This is a genomic window from Sulfuritalea sp. (assembly GCF_017302275.1).
In the GTDB taxonomy this organism is placed as follows: Bacteria; Pseudomonadota; Gammaproteobacteria; order Burkholderiales; family Rhodocyclaceae; genus Sulfuritalea.
This window is the reverse complement of sequence record NZ_JAFLDR010000006.1, coordinates 67810-85158: the sequence shown is the minus strand read 5'-3', so window position 1 is coordinate 85158 and position 17349 is coordinate 67810. Positions and strand designations below refer to the sequence as shown.

General features: G+C 58.1%; 30 protein-coding genes. All 30 read right to left on the bottom strand.

Annotation, left to right across the window (positions count from 1 at the left end):
- Positions 1 to 94 precede the first annotated feature (94 nt).
- On the bottom strand, positions 95 to 1078 hold the full coding sequence (gene rpoA / locus J0M27_RS04965; protein WP_294988053.1) for a DNA-directed RNA polymerase subunit alpha: 984 nt from the start codon (positions 1076 to 1078) through the stop codon (positions 95 to 97).
- A gap of 55 nt (positions 1079 to 1133) precedes the next feature.
- The gene (rpsD, locus tag J0M27_RS04960; protein WP_294988051.1) at positions 1134 to 1763 is read right to left on the bottom strand and encodes a 30S ribosomal protein S4; all 630 of its coding nucleotides are present in this window, start codon (positions 1761 to 1763) and stop codon (positions 1134 to 1136) included.
- 15 nt (positions 1764 to 1778) lie between these two features.
- On the bottom strand, positions 1779 to 2168 hold the full coding sequence (rpsK, locus tag J0M27_RS04955) for a 30S ribosomal protein S11 (protein WP_041097093.1): 390 nt from the start codon (positions 2166 to 2168) through the stop codon (positions 1779 to 1781).
- A gap of 15 nt (positions 2169 to 2183) precedes the next feature.
- Positions 2184 to 2549, bottom strand: coding sequence for a 30S ribosomal protein S13 (gene rpsM, locus J0M27_RS04950; RefSeq protein WP_294988048.1), 366 nt, complete (start codon positions 2547 to 2549; stop codon positions 2184 to 2186).
- 93 nt (positions 2550 to 2642) lie between these two features.
- Positions 2643 to 2756, bottom strand: coding sequence for a 50S ribosomal protein L36 (gene rpmJ / locus J0M27_RS04945; protein ID WP_294988046.1), 114 nt, complete (start codon positions 2754 to 2756; stop codon positions 2643 to 2645).
- Positions 2757 to 2782: 26 nt separating this feature from the next.
- Positions 2783 to 3001, bottom strand: a complete 219-nt coding sequence (infA, locus tag J0M27_RS04940; protein ID WP_294988044.1) for a translation initiation factor IF-1 — start codon at positions 2999 to 3001, stop codon at positions 2783 to 2785.
- A 3-nt stretch (positions 3002 to 3004) separates the two neighbouring features.
- Positions 3005 to 4333, bottom strand: coding sequence for a preprotein translocase subunit SecY (gene secY / locus J0M27_RS04935; RefSeq protein WP_294988042.1), 1329 nt, complete (start codon positions 4331 to 4333; stop codon positions 3005 to 3007).
- Positions 4334 to 4355: 22 nt separating this feature from the next.
- The gene (gene rplO, locus J0M27_RS04930; RefSeq protein ID WP_294988154.1) at positions 4356 to 4805 is read right to left on the bottom strand and encodes a 50S ribosomal protein L15; all 450 of its coding nucleotides are present in this window, start codon (positions 4803 to 4805) and stop codon (positions 4356 to 4358) included.
- Between the two features lie 16 nt (positions 4806 to 4821).
- Positions 4822 to 5004: a 50S ribosomal protein L30 gene (rpmD, locus tag J0M27_RS04925; protein ID WP_294988040.1), complete on the bottom strand. Its 183-nt coding sequence runs from the start codon at positions 5002 to 5004 to the stop codon at positions 4822 to 4824.
- A gap of 3 nt (positions 5005 to 5007) precedes the next feature.
- On the bottom strand, positions 5008 to 5535 hold the full coding sequence (gene rpsE / locus J0M27_RS04920; protein WP_294988038.1) for a 30S ribosomal protein S5: 528 nt from the start codon (positions 5533 to 5535) through the stop codon (positions 5008 to 5010).
- A gap of 11 nt (positions 5536 to 5546) precedes the next feature.
- Positions 5547 to 5900: a 50S ribosomal protein L18 gene (rplR, locus tag J0M27_RS04915; RefSeq protein WP_294988036.1), complete on the bottom strand. Its 354-nt coding sequence runs from the start codon at positions 5898 to 5900 to the stop codon at positions 5547 to 5549.
- A gap of 15 nt (positions 5901 to 5915) precedes the next feature.
- Positions 5916 to 6449 (bottom strand): 50S ribosomal protein L6, encoded by a 534-nt coding sequence (gene rplF / locus J0M27_RS04910; protein WP_294988034.1) that lies wholly within the window; start codon positions 6447 to 6449, stop codon positions 5916 to 5918.
- Between the two features lie 12 nt (positions 6450 to 6461).
- On the bottom strand, positions 6462 to 6857 hold the full coding sequence (rpsH, locus tag J0M27_RS04905) for a 30S ribosomal protein S8 (protein WP_294988032.1): 396 nt from the start codon (positions 6855 to 6857) through the stop codon (positions 6462 to 6464).
- 10 nt (positions 6858 to 6867) lie between these two features.
- Positions 6868 to 7173, bottom strand: a complete 306-nt coding sequence (rpsN, locus tag J0M27_RS04900; RefSeq protein ID WP_294988031.1) for a 30S ribosomal protein S14 — start codon at positions 7171 to 7173, stop codon at positions 6868 to 6870.
- 7 nt (positions 7174 to 7180) lie between these two features.
- Positions 7181 to 7720: a 50S ribosomal protein L5 gene (gene rplE / locus J0M27_RS04895; protein WP_294988029.1), complete on the bottom strand. Its 540-nt coding sequence runs from the start codon at positions 7718 to 7720 to the stop codon at positions 7181 to 7183.
- 9 nt (positions 7721 to 7729) lie between these two features.
- Positions 7730 to 8047: a 50S ribosomal protein L24 gene (gene rplX / locus J0M27_RS04890; RefSeq protein ID WP_294988027.1), complete on the bottom strand. Its 318-nt coding sequence runs from the start codon at positions 8045 to 8047 to the stop codon at positions 7730 to 7732.
- 22 nt (positions 8048 to 8069) lie between these two features.
- On the bottom strand, positions 8070 to 8438 hold the full coding sequence (gene rplN / locus J0M27_RS04885; protein ID WP_294988024.1) for a 50S ribosomal protein L14: 369 nt from the start codon (positions 8436 to 8438) through the stop codon (positions 8070 to 8072).
- A 181-nt stretch (positions 8439 to 8619) separates the two neighbouring features.
- Entirely contained in the window at positions 8620 to 8892 is a 273-nt protein-coding gene (rpsQ, locus tag J0M27_RS04880) for a 30S ribosomal protein S17 (RefSeq protein ID WP_294988022.1), read from the bottom strand.
- Positions 8889 to 9083: a 50S ribosomal protein L29 gene (gene rpmC / locus J0M27_RS04875; protein ID WP_294988020.1), complete on the bottom strand. Its 195-nt coding sequence runs from the start codon at positions 9081 to 9083 to the stop codon at positions 8889 to 8891. The genes rpsQ and rpmC overlap by 4 nt, the downstream gene beginning before the upstream one ends.
- 3 nt (positions 9084 to 9086) lie before the next feature.
- On the bottom strand, positions 9087 to 9500 hold the full coding sequence (gene rplP / locus J0M27_RS04870) for a 50S ribosomal protein L16 (protein WP_294988018.1): 414 nt from the start codon (positions 9498 to 9500) through the stop codon (positions 9087 to 9089).
- A gap of 3 nt (positions 9501 to 9503) precedes the next feature.
- Positions 9504 to 10400, bottom strand: a complete 897-nt coding sequence (gene rpsC, locus J0M27_RS04865) for a 30S ribosomal protein S3 (RefSeq protein ID WP_294988016.1) — start codon at positions 10398 to 10400, stop codon at positions 9504 to 9506.
- Positions 10401 to 10409: 9 nt separating this feature from the next.
- Positions 10410 to 10739 (bottom strand): 50S ribosomal protein L22, encoded by a 330-nt coding sequence (gene rplV / locus J0M27_RS04860; protein ID WP_294988014.1) that lies wholly within the window; start codon positions 10737 to 10739, stop codon positions 10410 to 10412.
- Positions 10740 to 10748: 9 nt separating this feature from the next.
- Positions 10749 to 11030, bottom strand: a complete 282-nt coding sequence (gene rpsS / locus J0M27_RS04855; RefSeq protein ID WP_294988012.1) for a 30S ribosomal protein S19 — start codon at positions 11028 to 11030, stop codon at positions 10749 to 10751.
- Positions 11031 to 11032: 2 nt separating this feature from the next.
- Complete coding sequence (rplB, locus tag J0M27_RS04850) at positions 11033 to 11866, bottom strand: 50S ribosomal protein L2 (protein ID WP_294988010.1); 834 nt, start codon at positions 11864 to 11866, stop codon at positions 11033 to 11035.
- Positions 11867 to 12181 carry a 50S ribosomal protein L23 gene (rplW, locus tag J0M27_RS04845; protein WP_294988008.1) on the bottom strand — a complete coding sequence of 105 codons (315 nt, stop codon included), beginning with the start codon at positions 12179 to 12181 and terminating at the stop codon, positions 11867 to 11869. It abuts the gene before it with no gap.
- Positions 12178 to 12798: a 50S ribosomal protein L4 gene (gene rplD, locus J0M27_RS04840; RefSeq protein WP_294988006.1), complete on the bottom strand. Its 621-nt coding sequence runs from the start codon at positions 12796 to 12798 to the stop codon at positions 12178 to 12180. The genes rplW and rplD overlap by 4 nt, the downstream gene beginning before the upstream one ends.
- A 1-nt stretch (position 12799) precedes the next feature.
- On the bottom strand, positions 12800 to 13453 hold the full coding sequence (gene rplC / locus J0M27_RS04835; protein ID WP_294988004.1) for a 50S ribosomal protein L3: 654 nt from the start codon (positions 13451 to 13453) through the stop codon (positions 12800 to 12802).
- A gap of 110 nt (positions 13454 to 13563) precedes the next feature.
- Positions 13564 to 13875, bottom strand: a complete 312-nt coding sequence (gene rpsJ / locus J0M27_RS04830; RefSeq protein ID WP_294988002.1) for a 30S ribosomal protein S10 — start codon at positions 13873 to 13875, stop codon at positions 13564 to 13566.
- A gap of 79 nt (positions 13876 to 13954) precedes the next feature.
- On the bottom strand, positions 13955 to 15145 hold the full coding sequence (gene tuf, locus J0M27_RS04825; RefSeq protein ID WP_294987976.1) for an elongation factor Tu: 1191 nt from the start codon (positions 15143 to 15145) through the stop codon (positions 13955 to 13957).
- Between the two features lie 33 nt (positions 15146 to 15178).
- Entirely contained in the window at positions 15179 to 17272 is a 2094-nt protein-coding gene (fusA, locus tag J0M27_RS04820) for an elongation factor G (RefSeq protein WP_294987999.1), read from the bottom strand.
- Between the last annotated feature and the right edge of the window lie 77 nt (positions 17273 to 17349).

The window sequence follows — 17349 nt, the reverse complement described above, 5'->3', positions numbered from 1 at the left end:
CGGTCGAAGCGACCGTGCCGAAGCCCGGCGTGAATCTATCAGGCGAGCCTTTAGTTACAACTAACCTGAAGGCAAGTTTCCACTGAAAGCTCGCTTATGCGAGCTTTTCCAATCCCGCCGGCGGCCAGCTTTCCAGCTTCATGCCCAGAGTCAGGCCGCGCGACGCCAGCACTTCCTTTATTTCGTTGAGCGACTTGCGACCCAGGTTCGGCGTCTTCAGCAACTCGGTTTCGGTACGCTGGATCAGGTCGCCAATGTAATAGATGTTCTCGGCCTTCAGGCAGTTTGCCGAACGAACGGTCAATTCCAGGTCATCGACAGGACGCACGAGAACCGGATCGACCGTGGTCTGCTTCGGCGCTTCGGCCGACAGTGGCGTGCCTTCCAGGTCGGCGAATACCGAAAGCTGTTCCATCAGGATGCGAGCCGCCGTGCGTACCGCCTCTTCCGCGTTGTCGATGGCGCCGTTGGTCTCGATGTCGAGGATCAGCTTGTCCAGGTCGGTACGCTGCTCGACGCGGGCGGACTCGACCGAGTAACTGACGCGGCGCACCGGGCTGAACGACGCATCGAGCATGATCTGGCCAATGGCGCGGTTCTCGCGAGCGATCTCGCGCTGGTTGGCGGGAACATAGCCACGACCCGATTCGACACGAATCTGCATATTGAGCTTGCCGCCCGGCGCGATATGGGCAATGACGTGGTCCGGATTCACGATCTCGACATCATGGGTGGTTTCGATGTCGCGCGCGGTGACCACGCCTTCACCATCGCGGGAGAGTGTCAAGGTCGCTTCACGGCGGTTGTGCATCTTCAGCACGACGCCTTTCAAGTTCAGCAGCACGTCGACCACGTCTTCACGCACACCGTCAAGCGTCGAGTACTCGTGCAGCACGCCTTCGATCGATACCTCGGTCGGCGCGACACCTTCCATGGATGACAGCAGGATACGGCGCAGCGCGTTGCCAAGGGTATGGCCATAACCGCGTTCGAACGGCTCCATGACCACGCGGGCATGAACCGGCGAAAGCTGCTGGACGTCGATACTGCGGGGTTTCAGAAGTGTGTGCATGTGCATTCCTTCAAATGGACGACGCCTGGCGTCCGAAGGACGCCAGGCGCAAAACTACCGGTTAGCGCGAATACAGTTCGACGACCAGACCTTCGTTGATCGAGGGCGGCAGGTCTTCACGTGCCGGATAGGACTTGAACACACCCTTGCCGGCCTTGACGTCGACTTCGAGCCATGCGGGAAAGCCGCGCGATTCGGCGGCATCAAGCGCAGCCTTGGTGCGCAGATGGCCACGGGTGCCATCCAGCAACTGAATGACGTCGCCAGGACGCACGCTGTAGGAAGGAATGTTGACCCGCTTGCCGTTGATCAGCACGCCATTGTGGCGCACGACCTGACGAGCTTCCGCGCGCGAAACGCCAAACCCCATGCGATAGGCAACGGTATCGAGCCGCGATTCGAGAAGCTTGAGCAGGTTCTCACCGGTTTGGCCCTTCTTGCGCTCGGCTTCGAAGAATACCTTGCGGAATTGCCGCTCGAGAACGCCATAGATACGGCGGATCTTCTGCTTTTCGCGCAGCTGGGTGCCGTATCCGGACAGGCGCTGGCCGGACTTCTGGCCATGCTGGCCCGGCGCGTAGGCGCGACGCTCGACGGAGCACTTGTCAGTGAAGCACTTCTCGCCTTTGAGGAAGAGCTTTTCGCCCTCGCGGCGGCACTGGCGGCATTTTGCATCTAGATTTCGGGCCATGGTGTCGTATCTGCCTTAGATGCGGCGGCGCTTGGGCGGCCGGCATCCGTTGTGGGGAATCGGGGTAATGTCGGTGATGCTGGTGATCTTCATGCCGAGCGCATTGAGTGCCCGTACGGCCGATTCGCGCCCGGGGCCGGGGCCCTTGATGCGAACCTCGAGATTCTTCACACCACACTCCTGAGCAGCTTTGCCAGCCGCTTCCGCGGCAATCTGTGCGGCGAACGGAGTCGACTTGCGCGAACCCTTGAAGCCGGCGCCGCCGGAGGTCGCCCATGACAGGGCGTTACCCTGCCTGTCGGTGATGGTGATGATGGTGTTGTTGAAGGAAGCGTGAACGTGGGCGATACCCTCCGCGACGTTCTTCTTGACCTTCTTGCGAACTTTGGTTGCAGTCTTAGCCATGTAATGGTTCCTGGTTTACTTCTTGCCCATCGAAATTGCCTTGCGCGGGCCCTTGCGGGTTCGCGCGTTGGTGCGGGTGCGCTGACCGCGGACGGGAAGGCCGCGGCGATGACGCACACCGCGGTAGCAGCCAAGATCCATCAGGCGCTTGATGTTCATCGTCGTCTCGCGGCGCAGATCGCCCTCGACGGTGAACTTGCCTACCTCCTCACGCAGGCGATCCATCTCGCTGTCCGTGAGTTCCTTGATCTTGACCGAACGCTTGACGCCGACAGCGTCGCAGATTTTGCGTGCGCGGGTACGGCCGATGCCGTAGATCGCCGTGAGAGCGATTTCCGCGTGCTGGTGGTTCGGGATGTTGACGCCTGCAATACGAGCCATGTGCTTACCTGTTCGTCGCCGTTAGTGAATGCGGTAGGGTGGGCTTGCTGAAAAACGCGAAACCGTAGATTCTATCTGATCTGAATCGCTCCATCAACCCTGACGCTGCTTGTGGCGAGGATCGGTACAGATGATCCTGACCACGCCCTTGCGGCGGATGACTTTGCAATGACGACATATACGCTTGACCGAAGCCAGAACTTTCATTGGAGTTCTCCGGAAATATTGCCAAACTACTTGGCGCGAAACACGATACGACCCTTGGAAAGATCGTAAGGCGTGAGCTGCACGGTGACCTTGTCTCCTGGAAGGATGCGAATATAGTGCATGCGCATTTTTCCGGAGATGTGGCCAAGAACCACATGCCCGTTTTCGAGTTTGATCCGAAACGTGGCATTCGGGAGGTTTTCGACGACTTCTCCCTGCATTTCAATTACGTCTTCCTTGGACATGATTCAGCGAGCCGGAAAACCGGCCCCCTTGAAATTGGCCTTTTTCAGAAGACTCTCATACTGGTGCGACATGACGTAGGCCTGGACCTGGGACATGAAGTCCATCGTCACGACGACGATGATCAACAAGCTAGTGCCGCCGAAGTAGAACGGAACGTTCCATTTCAAAATCAGAAACTCGGGAAGCAGGCAGACTGCCGTGATGTAAATCGCACCTGCCAGAGTCAAACGGGTCAGGATCTTGTCGATATAGCGACTGGTTTGATCGCCCGGTCGAATGCCCGGGACGAATGCGCCGCTCTTCTTCAAGTTGTCTGCCGTTTCCTTTGAGTTGAACACCAGTGCTGTATAGAAAAAGCAGAAGAACACGATCGCTACTGCGTAAAGGATCACGTATATCGGCTGCCCCGGGGAAAGCGTCGCCGCTATGTCCTTGAGCCAGGTCATGCCCTCGCCGGCTCCAAACCAGCCGGCGGCGGTCGCAGGGAACAATATGATCGACGAGGCGAAGATGGGCGGAATGACGCCCGACATGTTCAGCTTCAGGGGAAGATGGGAACTCTGGCCACCGTAAACTTTGTTGCCGACCTGTCGCTTGGCGTAGTTCACCAGTATCTTGCGCTGGCCCTTTTCAACGAATACCACAAAGCCCGTCACCAAGACCGCCACGCCACAGATGAACAAGGCAGAGAGTGCATGCATCGAACCAGTACGAACCAGTTCGAAAAGTCCGCCCAAGGCGCTGGGTAGACCCGCCACAATGCCGGCAAAAATGATGATCGAAATGCCATTGCCCAAGCCGCGCTCCGTGATCTGCTCGCCCAGCCACATCAGGAACATGGTTCCGGTCAGGAGCGTCAAAACGGTGACGAAGCGAAACATCAGACCTGGATCAAGTACCAGCCCGGCCTGCGACTCAAGAGCGACAGCCATTCCCAGCCCCTGGAACAGCGCCAGGCCGACCGTGCCATAGCGGGTGTACTGCGTGATCTTGCGACGCCCGGCCTCACCTTCCTTCTTCAGTGCCTCAAGCGTAGGGACAGCGACCGTCATCAATTGCATGATGATCGACGCTGAAATGTAAGGCATTATGCCCAAGGCAAACAACGTGAAGCGCGATAGAGCACCACCGGAAAACAGGTTGAATACGCCGAGAATCCCACCCTGCTGAGTTTGAAACAACTCCGCGAGTTTTACCGGATCAATTCCTGGTACCGGAATATGCGCCCCAATCCGGAATACGACCAAGGCACCAAGCAGGAACCATAGCCGGCGCCAGAGGTCGCCGAACTTGCCTGCCTTGCCTAGAGCCGCTGCCTGGGGAGTTGCCACTTGCGCCTGTCCTCGTCCGCGGTCAGGCAGCGGCGGCAATGGCAGCCACTGAGCCGCCGGCGGCTTCGATGGCGGCGCGCGCGCCCTTGGTCGCGCCCACACCCTTCAAAGCGATCTTGCGATTGAGTTTGCCGGACAGAATTACCTTGGCGGACAACGCATCCGCAGCAACAATACCTGCCTGCTTCAACACGAGCAGATCGACATCTTCCACCGGCAACTTGTCCAGTTCGGAAAGACGCACCTCAACGTTGCGGCTTGCCGTCAGGGAGACGAAGCCACGCTTGGGAAGGCGCCGCTGCAACGGCATCTGACCGCCTTCGAAACCGACTTTGTGAAAGCCGCCTGCACGGGACTTCTGTCCCTTGTGGCCACGGCCCGCAGTCTTGCCGAGACCGCTGCCGATCCCGCGCCCGACACGCTTCGCCGCGTGCTTGGAGCCGGCTCCCGGCTTGATTTTATTGAGTTCCATGCCCATCAGTTTCCCCTTAGCCTTCGCACTTGACCAGATAAGCCACCTTACGGATCATGCCGCGAACCGCCGGAGTATCCTCGAGCACTGCTGAACTGTTGAGCTTCCGCAAGCCAAGGCCGCGCACGGTAGCGCGGTGATCCTGCTTGGTGCCGATGATGCTTTTTACCAGCGTGACCTTAATAGTCTTTTCAGCCATGGTTCACTCCAGAATTTCAGCTATGGCCTTGCCGCGCTTCGCAGCAATTTCAGCCGGTGTGCTCATGGCCAGCAAACCATGCAGCGTGGCTCGCACCACGTTATAGGGATTGGTCGAACCGATGGTCTTGGCGACCACATCGGTAACGCCCATCACTTCAAATACCGCGCGCATCGGACCACCGGCAATGACGCCGGTTCCGGGGGACGCCGGCGACATCAGTACGGTGGTTGCGCCATGCTTGCCGGTTACCGAGTGGTGAAGAGTCCCATCCTTCAGGCTGATCTTGGCCATCTTGCGGCGGGCTTCTTCCATGGCCTTTTGCACGGCGACCGGAACTTCACGGGACTTGCCCTTGCCCATGCCGACGCCGCCATCACCGTCACCAACGACGGTCAGCGCGGCAAAGCCGAGAATCCGGCCGCCCTTGACCACCTTGGTAACGCGATTGATGGACACCATCTTTTCGCGCATGCCATCGTCGCGCTCTTCCTGGGCCTGCTGCTGTTTCCTGCCTTGTGGTTTAGCCATGTCCGTCTCGCTTAGAACTTGAGTCCGCCCTCACGGGCGGCTTCAGCCAGCGCCTTGACGCGGCCGTGATAATGAAAACCGGAGCGGTCAAACGCTACCTGCTCGATACCGGCTGCCTTGGCGCGTTCGGCGATAAGCTTGCCGATCGTCTTGGCAGCATTGACGTTGCCACCGTTCGGCACCTGGCTCCGGACTTCCGGTTCCATGGTGGAAGCCGCAGCCAGCACCCGAGTGCCACAGCCCGAGAAGATCTGGGCGGAAATATGCAAATTGCTTCGATGCACGGCGAGGCGCACCACCTTGAGCTCTGCAATTTTGGCGCGGGTTTTGCGCGCCCTGCGCAGTCGAGCTTGTTTCTTTTCCATGATTCGGCGCCTCGATTATTTCTTCTTGGTTTCCTTGATCGCGACAACTTCGTCGGCATAACGGACGCCTTTGCCCTTATAGGGCTCGGGGGACCGATAGGCACGAACTTCCGCAGCCACCTGACCAACCACCTGCTTGTCGATCCCCTTGATGAGAATCTCAGTCTGGGTCGGAGTTTCAACCTTGATCCCATTTGGCATCTCATGCACAACCGGATGGGAGAAACCCAGCGTAAGGTTGAGCTTTGCCCCCTGCGCCTGGGCCCGGTAACCGACGCCCACCAGGGTCAATTTCTTCTCAAAGCCCTTGGTTACGCCGGTAACCATGTTGTTGAGCAGCGCACGCATGGTGCCGGACATCGCTCCTGCATTCGGCGCACCCTCAACCGCACGGCACAGGAGCTTTTCACCGTCCCGCTCGATCGTGACGGCTGGCAACATGAACTGCTTAAGCGTACCAAGAGGTCCCTTGACGGCGATTTCGGAATCCGAGAGCGTTACCTCGACACCTTTCGGCACTTCGACCGGATATTTTGCAATACGTGACATGGCAGCAGCTCCTTAGGCGACGATGCAGAGGACTTCGCCGCCCATGTTGCCGGCCCGCGCGCGGCGGTCTGTCATCACACCCTTGGGCGTGGAGACAATGGCAACACCGAGTCCGTTCATCACGCGGGGCAAATCGTCCTTGCCTTTGTAGACGCGCAGACCAGGTTTTGAAACGCGCTCGATTCGCTCGATGACGGGGCGACCGGCATAGTACTTCAGCGCCAGGTCGAGCTCAGGCTTTGCACCGCTTTCACGGATGGCGAAGTCGTCAATGTAACCCTCGTCCTTCAATACCTTGGCGATTGCCACCTTCAACTTGGAAGACGGCATCGAAACAGACAGCTTTTCCGCCATCTGCGCATTGCGGATGCGGGTCAACATGTCGGCAACCGGATCGGTCATGCTCATAGCGCTCTCCTTACCAGCTTGCCTTGGTCATGCCAGGCACCTCGCCGCGCATGGCAATTTCGCGCAGCTTGTTGCGACACAGACCAAACTTGCGGAACACTCCGCGGGGACGTCCGGTCAATGTGCATCGGTTGCGCTGACGGGACGGACTGGAATTGCGTGGCAGTTGCTGGAGCTTCTGGCGCGCATCCATGCGCTCCTCGTCCGACAGCTTGACATCGTTGATGATGGCGAAGAGTTCGGCACGCTTGGCAGCGTACTTCGCCACCGTTTTAGCGCGCTTCTCTTCGCGGTTGATTAGAGCTAGTTTCGCCATACGTCCCTCAGTTCTTGAAGGGGAACTTGAATGCGGCGAGAAGCGCTTTCGCTTCCTCGTCGTTCTTCGCCGTGGTGGTAATGCTGATGTTCATTCCACGTAGCGCATCGATCTTGTCGTACTCGATCTCGGGGAAAATGATCTGCTCCTTGACACCTACGTTGTAGTTGCCACGCCCGTCGAACCCTTTTCCGGAGATACCGCGAAAGTCACGAATGCGCGGCATGGCAATCGTGATCAATCGGTCGAGAAACTCGAACATGTGATTCCCGCGCAAGGTGAGCATGCACCCGATCGGATAACCCTCGCGAATCTTGAACCCGGCAATAGCCTTTCTTGCTTTCGTGACAACCGGCTTCTGCCCGGCGATCTTGATCATGTCGCTCACGGCGTGATCCAGGATCTTCTTGTCGCCAACCGCCTCACCGACACCCATGTTCAGGGTGATCTTGGTGATACGCGGGACCTCCATGATAGATTTGTAGCCGAATTTCTGGAGCAATTCGGGGACAACCGTTTGTTTGTAGTATTCCTGCAAGCGCGCCATGACTGATCCTTACGCGTCAACGACTTCGCCGTTCGACCGGAACACCCGAACCTTGCGGCCGTCATCGAGTTGCTTGAAACCGACGCGATCCGCCTTCTGGGTGGCCGAATTGAACAGCGCCACATTGGAGATATTGATCGGCATTTCCTTCTCGACAATGCCACCCTGATTGCCCTTGAGGGGGTTGGGCTTGGTGTGCTTCTTGACACGATTGATGCCCTCGACGAGCAACCGATCGGCGTCGAGACAATTTAGCACGACGCCGCGCTTGCCCTTGTCCTTGCCGGTTGTCACGACGACGTCGTCACCCTTGCGAATCTTGTTCATTGTTGATTCCTCGATTGCCGGTTCAAAGAACCTCTGGAGCCAGCGAGACGATCTTCATGAATCGCTCGGTGCGCAACTCGCGCGTGACCGGGCCAAAAATGCGCGTGCCGATCGGTTCCAGCTTGTTATTCAGCAACACGGCCGCGTTGCCATCGAACTTGACCAGCGATCCATCGGACCGGCGCACGCCCTTGGCCGTGCGTACCACTACGGCGCTGTAGACTTCGCCTTTTTTGACGCGACCGCGAGGTGCAGCATCCTTGATGCTGACCTTGATCACATCGCCGATACCGGCGTAGCGACGCTTGGACCCGCCGAGCACCTTGATGCACATGACCGAACGCGCGCCAGTGTTATCGGCGACATCCAGCAGAGACTGCATTTGAATCATTTTTCATCTCCAACTTAATCCGCGAACGAATTGAACATCGCGATCAGTCTTGGAGCCCGCTAGGGGCTGGAATGCCGGGCCAAACCATCTACCCGGCGGGGCAAAGAGGCGGGATTTTACATCCCGCCACCAAGATGTCAAGTACTAACTAGCATTATCGAATCAAGAAGCAGCCAACGAGTCAAACGACGCGGGCCTTCTCCAGGATCTTGGCTACACGCCACGCCTTGGTTTTCGATATCGGAGCGCATTCTTCGATCTGCACGAGGTCGCCAGTCACTGCTTCAAATCCCTCGCTATGCGCGTGATATTTCTTTGACCGGGTCATGATCTTGCCGATCACCGGATGCTTGACCTTGCGCTCAATGAGAACAGTGATGGTTTTCTGCATCCTGTCAGAAACAACACGCCCCTGGAGCGTGCGTCGTACCGTTTGTGTGGTCGCATCCGTCATTTCGCAGCCGCCTTTTCACGCTGTATGGTTTTTACTCGTGCTATGTCTTTACGCACCTTCCCGACCTGGCTGGTATTCGTCAGTTGCTGAGTCGCGATCTGCATTCTGAGGCCGAATTGCGCCTTGCGAAGATCCAGCAACTCCTTTTGCAGTTCGTCGGTACTCTTTGCTCTCAACTCACTAGTCTTCATGGCCTATCCCAAATGACGGATAACAAAGGTGGTCTCGAGGGGAAGCTTGGCAGCTGCAAGGCGAAATGCCTCACGAGCCAGTGTCTCATCCACACCGTCCATTTCGTACAACACCTTCCCTGGCTGGATCTCGGCGACCCAATACTCCGGAGACCCCTTGCCATTACCCATTCGAACTTCAAGCGGCTTCTTCGAAATCGGCTTATCCGGGAAGATCCGAATCCAAATGCGACCGCCGCGCTTGATATGACGGGTCATGGCACGGCGAGCAGCCTCAATTTGTCGTGCGGTCAGACGACCGCGACCGATCGCTTTCAGACCGTACTCGCCAAAACTTACCTTCGCGCCACGCGTGGCGAGCCCGGTGTTTCGACCTTTTTGTTCCTTGCGATATTTTCTACGGGCGGGTTGCAGCATGTTTTACTCCTTGCCTTCTTTCGACGCACTATCCGCGCCATCAACTTTCACCGGAGCCTTGCGGACACGCTTGACGGGGGGCTTGGGGGTAGCTGCCGCGGCCTCCGGCTTCACTTCCGGCTTTGTTGCGCCCTCGGCTGCCTTCGCGGCACCTCTGCGCACCGGTTTGGCATCTCCCTCACCGTCAGTTCGCGGCTTGCCTGGAGGGGCTCGCCGAGGCTTCCTCTGATCATCGACAGCCGGCTCCGGTGGAGCCAGCAGGGCATCGCTGCGCGACAGACTTTCCCCCTTGAACACCCAAACCTTGATTCCGATGATGCCGTAGGTCGTCTTGGCCTCGGAGGTTCCGTAGTCGATATCTGCACGCAAGGTGTGCAAGGGAACCCGGCCCTCGCGATACCATTCGCGGCGCGCAATCTCTGCGCCGTTCAGTCGCCCGGAGCTCATGATCTTGATTCCTTGGGCACCCAGTCTCATCGCGTTCTGCATGGCGCGCTTCATGGCGCGGCGGAACATGATGCGCTTTTCGAGCTGCTGCGCGATTGAATCGGCGATCAATTGAGCGTCGATCTCGGGTTTGCGAATTTCCTCGATATTGACGTGAACCGGCACCCCCATCTTGCGCTGAAGCTCGGCCTTGAGGTGTTCAATATCCTCGCCCTTTTTCCCGATAACCACCCCCGGGCGTGCGCTATAGACCGTTACGCGCGCGTTCTTTGCGGGGCGTTCAATCACCACACGACCAACGGAGGCATGTGCCAGCTTCTTCTTCAGGTAATCGCGGACCTCGATGTCTTCCTTGAGCATCTGGGGAAACGATTTGCTATTCGAATACCAACGCGAAGTCCAGTTACGTGTGACCGAAAGACGGAATCCGGTCGGATGAATCTTTTGTCCCATGTGTCCCCCTTAGTCGCCGACAGTCACGAAAATGTGACAGGTAGGCTTGAGGATGCGGTTTCCGCGTCCCTTGGCTCGCGCCGTAAAACGCTTGAGCACCGTGCCTTTTTCAACATAAATGCGCGTGATCTTCAGCGCATCTATGTCAGCGCCATCGTTGTGCTCCGCATTGGCAATCGCCGACTCAAGTACCTTTTTGATAATTCCGGCACCCTTCTTCGGTGAAAATGCCAGGATGCTCAACGCCTGATCAACCGGCTTGCCACGCACTAGATCGGCCACAAGACGGCCTTTTTGGGCGGAGAGTCGGACACCGCGCAAGTTTGCATTGGTTTCCATCATCGCTCCTTACTTCTTGGCGACGGCTTTCTTGCCGCCGGTGTGGCCCTTGAAGGTTCGCGTCAACGCGAACTCGCCAAGCTTGTGTCCGACCATATTTTCCGAGACATAAACCGGAATATGCTGCTTCCCGTTATGCACGGCGATAGTCAATCCCACGAAGTCCGGAAGGATGGTCGAACGACGCGACCAGGTCTTGATCGGGCGTTTGTCATTTGATGCACGCGCTGCGTCCACACGCTTTAACAGGTGTGCATCGATGAACGGACCCTTCTTGATAGAGCGTGCCATGTTTACCTCTTACCTTTTGGTCTGCGCTGGACAATCATGACGTCAGTGCGCTTGTTGTTGCGGGTCCGATAGCCTTTGGTCGGCTGGCCCCAAGGGCTGACGGGAACACGCCCTTCACCGGTCCGCCCCTCACCACCGCCATGCGGGTGATCCACAGGATTCATTGCCACCCCGCGCACGGTCGGACGAATTCCTCGCCAGCGCATCGCGCCAGCCTTGCCGATCTTGCGCAGGCTATGCTCCTCATTGCCGACTTCGCCGATTGTGGCCCGGCATTCGACATGAATACGGCGAATCTCACCGGAACGCAAACGCAGCTGCGCATAGGTGCCTTCGCGAGCAAGCAATTGCGCCGAAGTGCCTGCCGATCGAGCGATCTGAGCGCCCTTGCCCGGCATCATCTCGACGCAGTGAACGGTCGTACCAACCGGGATGCTTCTAATCGGCAACGTGTTACCTGGCTTGATCGGCGCCTCGGGGCCGCTGAGCACGGACTGGCCGATGACCATGCCCTTCGTCGCAATAATGTAACGACGCTCGCCGTCCGCGTACAAAATCAAGGCAATATTGGCTGAACGGTTCGGATCGAACTGGAGATTCTCCACCTTGCCCGGTATCCCGTCCTTGTCGCGACGAAAATCAACGACACGATAGTGCTGCTTGTGGCCGCCACCCATGTGGCGGGTGGTGATGTGACCGTGAGTATTGCGACCAGCGGTCTTTGTCTTCCGCTCAATCAGCGCAGCGTGCGGCCGACCCTTGTGCAAATTCGCGTTGACAACCTTGACGACCCCACGACGACCCGGTGAAGTCGGCTTGACCTTTACGAGAGCCATTTAAGCCACCCCCCCTTCCGCAAAATTGATTTCCTGGCCGGGTTTGAGGCAGACGAAAGCCTTCCGGACGTCGCTGCGACGACCGGCATTGCGTCCGGCGCGCTTGATCTTGCCTTTAAGATTTGCGATCTGCACCGACTTGACCTCGACCTTGAACAGCAACTCGACAGCCGCCTTTACTTCCGGTTTGGTCGCGTCGGGCGTCACGATGAAGACCACCTGCTCATTCTTGTCGGCGATATAGGTCGCCTTTTCAGAGATCTGTGGGGCCACCAGCACCTGCAGCAGACGTTCCTGATTGAAGGTCTTGATCATCCCAGCATCTCCTCGATCTTGGCGACTGCACCCTTGGTGAAAACCACTTTGGGAAAACGAACCAGAGAGACTGGATCAGCTTGCTGCGCTTCAAGTACGAGAACATTTGGCAGGTTGCGGGACGCCAGAGCCAGGTTCTCATCCAGGTTGTCCGTCACAAGCAATACCGACTCAAGGCCCATCGCCTTCAGCTTCTGAGCGAACAACCGGGTCTTGGGGGCCTCCATGGAGAAATCCTCGATCACCGCCAACCGGTCCTCACGAGCCAACTGCGAAAGAATCGTTGCCACGCCAGCGCGGTACATCTTCCGGTTAACTTTCTGGGTGAAGTTTTCCTCGGGGGTGTTCGGGAATATGCGGCCGCCGCCTCGCCAGATCGGCGACGAGGTCATACCGGCACGAGCACGGCCGGTGCCTTTTTGCCGAAACGGCTTCTTGGTGCTGTGGTGGACCTCTTCGCGATCCTTCTGCTTACGATTGCCAGCACGGGCATTCGCCTGGTAGGCGACAACCACCTGATGCACCAGGGCTTCATTGAAGTCGCGGCCGAAAAGGACATCTGATGCCGTCACTGTCGACGCCGCTTGCCCTTGGTCATTAATTAATTTAAGTTCCATGTCATCCCCGCTCCATGGATGCCTTGACAGCCGGGGCAACGACGACATCTCCACCGGTGGCCCCAGGCACCGCACCCCTGATCAAAAGGAGCTGGCGTGCCTCGTCAATGCGAACGACTTCCAGATTCTGGGTGGTACGCGCCACATCACCGAGATGGCCCGCCATTTTCTTGCCCGGAAACACCCGACCCGGATCCTGGGCCATACCGATGGAGCCCGCCGAGTTGTGCGACACCGAATTGCCATGCGAGGCGCGGTTCGATGAAAAGTGATGCCGGGTAATGGCACCAGCGTATCCTTTGCCGATTGTCGTTCCGCTGACATCGACTTTTTGGCCAATGGAGAAAATGCTTGCAGCAACCACGTCACCAGGCTTAAAGCCCGCCAACTGATCCTGCGAAACACGGAATTCTTTAAATATTTCGCCGGCTTCAACGCCAGCCTTCGCAAGGTGCCCCGCAGCCGGCTTACTTACACGACTGGCGCGACGCTTGCCGAAGGTCACCTGAACTGCGGAATACCCATCCACTTCAGGCGTCTTAATTTGTGTGACGCGATTGTTCGACACGTCAAGCACCGTCACCGGGATGGAGGATCCATCTTCGGCAAAAATGCGCGTCATGCCGACCTTGCGTCCAACAAGGCCTAGACTCATTTTATTCTCCTAAACCCCAGCTACGATTGGCCGGGCCCACTTGCAGAATTCGGCGGCATACGCCGCCATGGAGGGCAGGAAAAAGACTGTGCCCGAATCACCAACAGAAATTATTGCAGCTTGATTTCGACATCCACACCGGCCGGAAGGTCCAGCTTCATCAATGCATCCACCGTCTTGTCGGTCGGATCTATGATATCCATCAGCCGAAGGTGGGTGCGAATCTCGAACTGGTCGCGCGAAGTCTTGTTGACATGCGGAGAGCGCAGTACGTCAAATCGCTCAATACGCGTCGGCAATGGCACCGGACCCCGAACTACCGCGCCGGTACGCTTGGCCGTCTCGACAATCTCAAGCGCCGACTGATCGATAAGGCGATAGTCAAAGGCCTTGAGCCTAATGCGTATTTTTTGGCTTTGCATTTAGAATCCTTAAAGAGCGGGGTCGCAAATCGCGAAAGGGCGAGATTTTATCGCCCTTTTCGCCGTATTGCAATAGAAGTTATTCGATGACCTTGGCGACGACACCGGCGCCGACGGTACGGCCGCCTTCGCGAATGGCGAAACGCAGGCCTTCTTCCATGGCGATCGGGGCGATCAGTCGCACCGTCATCGCCACGTTGTCTCCCGGCATCACCATTTCCGTCCCGGCCGGCAGTTCGATGCTGCCCGTGACGTCGGTGGTGCGGAAGTAGAACTGCGGGCGATAGCCATTGAAGAACGGGGTGTGACGGCCACCTTCGTCCTTCGACAGGATGTACACCTCGGAGGTGAAGTGCGTGTGCGGCGTGATGCTGCCCGGCTTGGCCAGCACCTGGCCGCGCTCGACTTCTTCACGCTTGGTGCCGCGCAGCAGCACGCCGACGTTGTCACCGGCCTGCCCCTGGTCCAGCAGCTTCCTGAACATTTCGACGCCGGTGCAGGTGGTCTTGGTGGTGGGGCGGATGCCGACGATTTCGATTTCTTCGCCGACCTTGACCACGCCGCGTTCGACACGCCCCGTCACGACGGTGCCGCGGCCGGAGATCGAGAAGACGTCTTCGATCGGCATCAGGAAGGGCTTGTCGATCGCGCGCTCGGGCGTCGGGATGTAGCTGTCCAGGGCATCGGCCAGGGCCATGATGGCCATTTCGCCGAGCTCGCCCTTGTCGCCTTCGAGGGCCTTCAGGGCCGAACCCTTGACAATCGGGATGTCGTCGCCCGGGAAGTCGTACTTGGAGAGCAGCTCGCGCAGTTCCATTTCGACGAGTTCGAGCAGTTCGGCATCATCGACCATGTCGCACTTGTTCATGAACACGACCATGTAGGGCACGCCCACCTGGCGCGCCAGCAGGATGTGCTCGCGGGTTTGCGGCATGGGGCCGTCGGCGGCGGAACAGACCAGGATGGCGCCGTCCATCTGCGCGGCGCCGGTGATCATGTTCTTGACGTAGTCGGCGTGGCCCGGACAATCGACGTGGGCGTAGTGACGGTTCTTGGTTTCGTACTCGACGTGCGCGGTGTTGATCGTGATGCCGCGTGCCTTTTCTTCCGGCGCCGCATCAATCTGGTCATAGGCTTTCGCCTCGCCACCAAACTTCGCCGACAGCACCGTCGTGATCGCCGCCGTCAATGTTGTCTTGCCATGGTCTACGTGACCAATCGTCCCCACGTTCACGTGCGGCTTCGTACGCTCAAATTTGCCTTTTGCCATGTCTGCTTTCCTTAAAGAACGATTGTTAGTCGATCACTTCTTGTTGATGACTGCTTCGGCGACATTCTTCGGCGCCTCGGTGTAGTGCTTGAATTCCATCGAATAGGTGGCCCGGCCTTGCGACAGAGAGCGCAACTGAGTGGAGTAACCGAACATTTCCGCAAGCGGAACCTCCGCCTTGATCAGCTTTATGCCACCAACCTGATCTTCCATGCCATGGACGATGCCACGACGACCAGACAGGTCGCCCATGACGTTACCCATGTAGTCTTCGGGCGTCTCGACCTCGACCGCCATCATCGGCTCGAGCAGCACGGGACTGGCCTTGCGCATAGCGTCCTTGAACGCCATCGATGCAGCCATCTTGAAGGCATTTTCGTTCGAGTCCACATCGTGGTAGGAGCCATCGAACAGAGTGACTTTCACGTCTACCACCGGGAAGCCTGCCAAAACGCCGTTCGGCAACGTGTCGATGAGCCCCTTCTCAACCGCCGGGATAAACTCGCGCGGCACGGAACCGCCCTTGATCATGTCGACAAACTCGAACCCCTTGCCCGCCTCGTTCGGCTCCAGCTTGATCCAGACGTGGCCATACTGACCGCGACCGCCGGACTGCTTGACGAACTTGCCTTCCTGCTCGACCGACTTGCGAACGGCTTCGCGGTATGCAACCTGAGGCGCGCCGACGTTGGCCTCGACGCCGAATTCGCGTTTCATGCGGTCGACGAGAATTTCCAGATGAAGCTCGCCCATACCGGAAATGATTGTTTGACCGGACTCTTCGTCGGTTCGCACGCGGAACGAAGGGTCTTCCTGCGCCAGGCGATTGAGGGCGATGCCCATCTTCTCCTGGTCGGCCTTGGTCTTCGGCTCCACCGCCACGTGAATCACCGGCTCCGGGAATACCATGCGCTCCAGCGTGATGACATGAGCAGGGTCACACAGCGTCTCACCCGTGGTCGCCTCCTTGAGACCCACCGCAGCGGCGATGTCACCCGCGAATACTTCCTTGATTTCTTCGCGCTGATTGGCGTGCATTTGCAGAATCCGTCCAAGGCGTTCCTTGCGCCCCTTGATCGGATTGAAGATGGTGTCGCCCGTCTTGACGGTTCCGGAATAGACGCGGAAGAAGGTAAGCTGGCCGACGTAGGGGTCGGTCATGATCTTGAAGGCCAGCGCCGCAAAGGGGTCGGTATCGTTAGCAGCGCGGTTGCCCTGCGTCTCGTTCTCGAGGATGCCGTCGACCGGCGGAATATCGGTAGGCGCCGGCAGATACTCAATGACGGCGTCAAGCATGGCCTGAACGCCCTTGTTTTTGAAGGCAGAGCCGCAAAGCATCGGCACGATTTCCGCGCTCAAGGTACGTGAACGCAGTCCAGCCTTGATTTCCTCCTCGGTCAGTTCGCCGGATTCGAGGTACTTGTTCATCAATTCCTCGGAAGCCTCGGCAGCCGCCTCGACCATCTTTTCCCGCCACTCCCCTGCCTTGACCTGCAGTTCGGCAGGAATATCACCGTAGGCGAACTTGATGCCCTGACTGGCCTCGTCCCAAATGATGGCCTTCATCTTGACCAAATCCACTACGCCTTCGAACTTCTCTTCGGCGCCGATCGGGATTTGCAGGGGAATCGGGTTGGCCTTCAGGCGCAGGCGCATCTGGTCGTGCACCTTGAAGAAGTCCGCTCCCTGGCGGTCCATCTTGTTCACGAAGGCAAGGCGAGGAACGCCGTAGCGATTGGCCTGGCGCCAAACCGTTTCCGACTGCGGCTGGACGCCGCCCACGGCACAATAGACCATGCAGGCGCCGTCCAGAACACGCATCGAGCGCTCTACCTCGATCGTAAAGTCGACGTGCCCCGGAGTGTCGATGATGTTGACGCGATGCTCGGGAAAGTTCGCGCCCATACCCTTCCAGAAGCAAGTGGTCGCGGCTGAAGTAATGGTGATTCCGCGTTCCTGTTCCTGCTCCATCCAGTCCATGGTGGCCGCGCCATCATGGACCTCGCCAATTTTGTGATTGACACCGGTGTAAAACAAAATACGCTCGGTGGTGGTGGTCTTGCCGGCGTCAATGTGCGCCGATATGCCGATATTGCGATAGCGCTCGATGGGAGTCTTGCGGGCCACTTGATTTACCTGCCTTATCTAAACCAAACCGCCATGACGCCTCGTGGGACGAAGCGACAGGGCGGCGGACGAAAAAC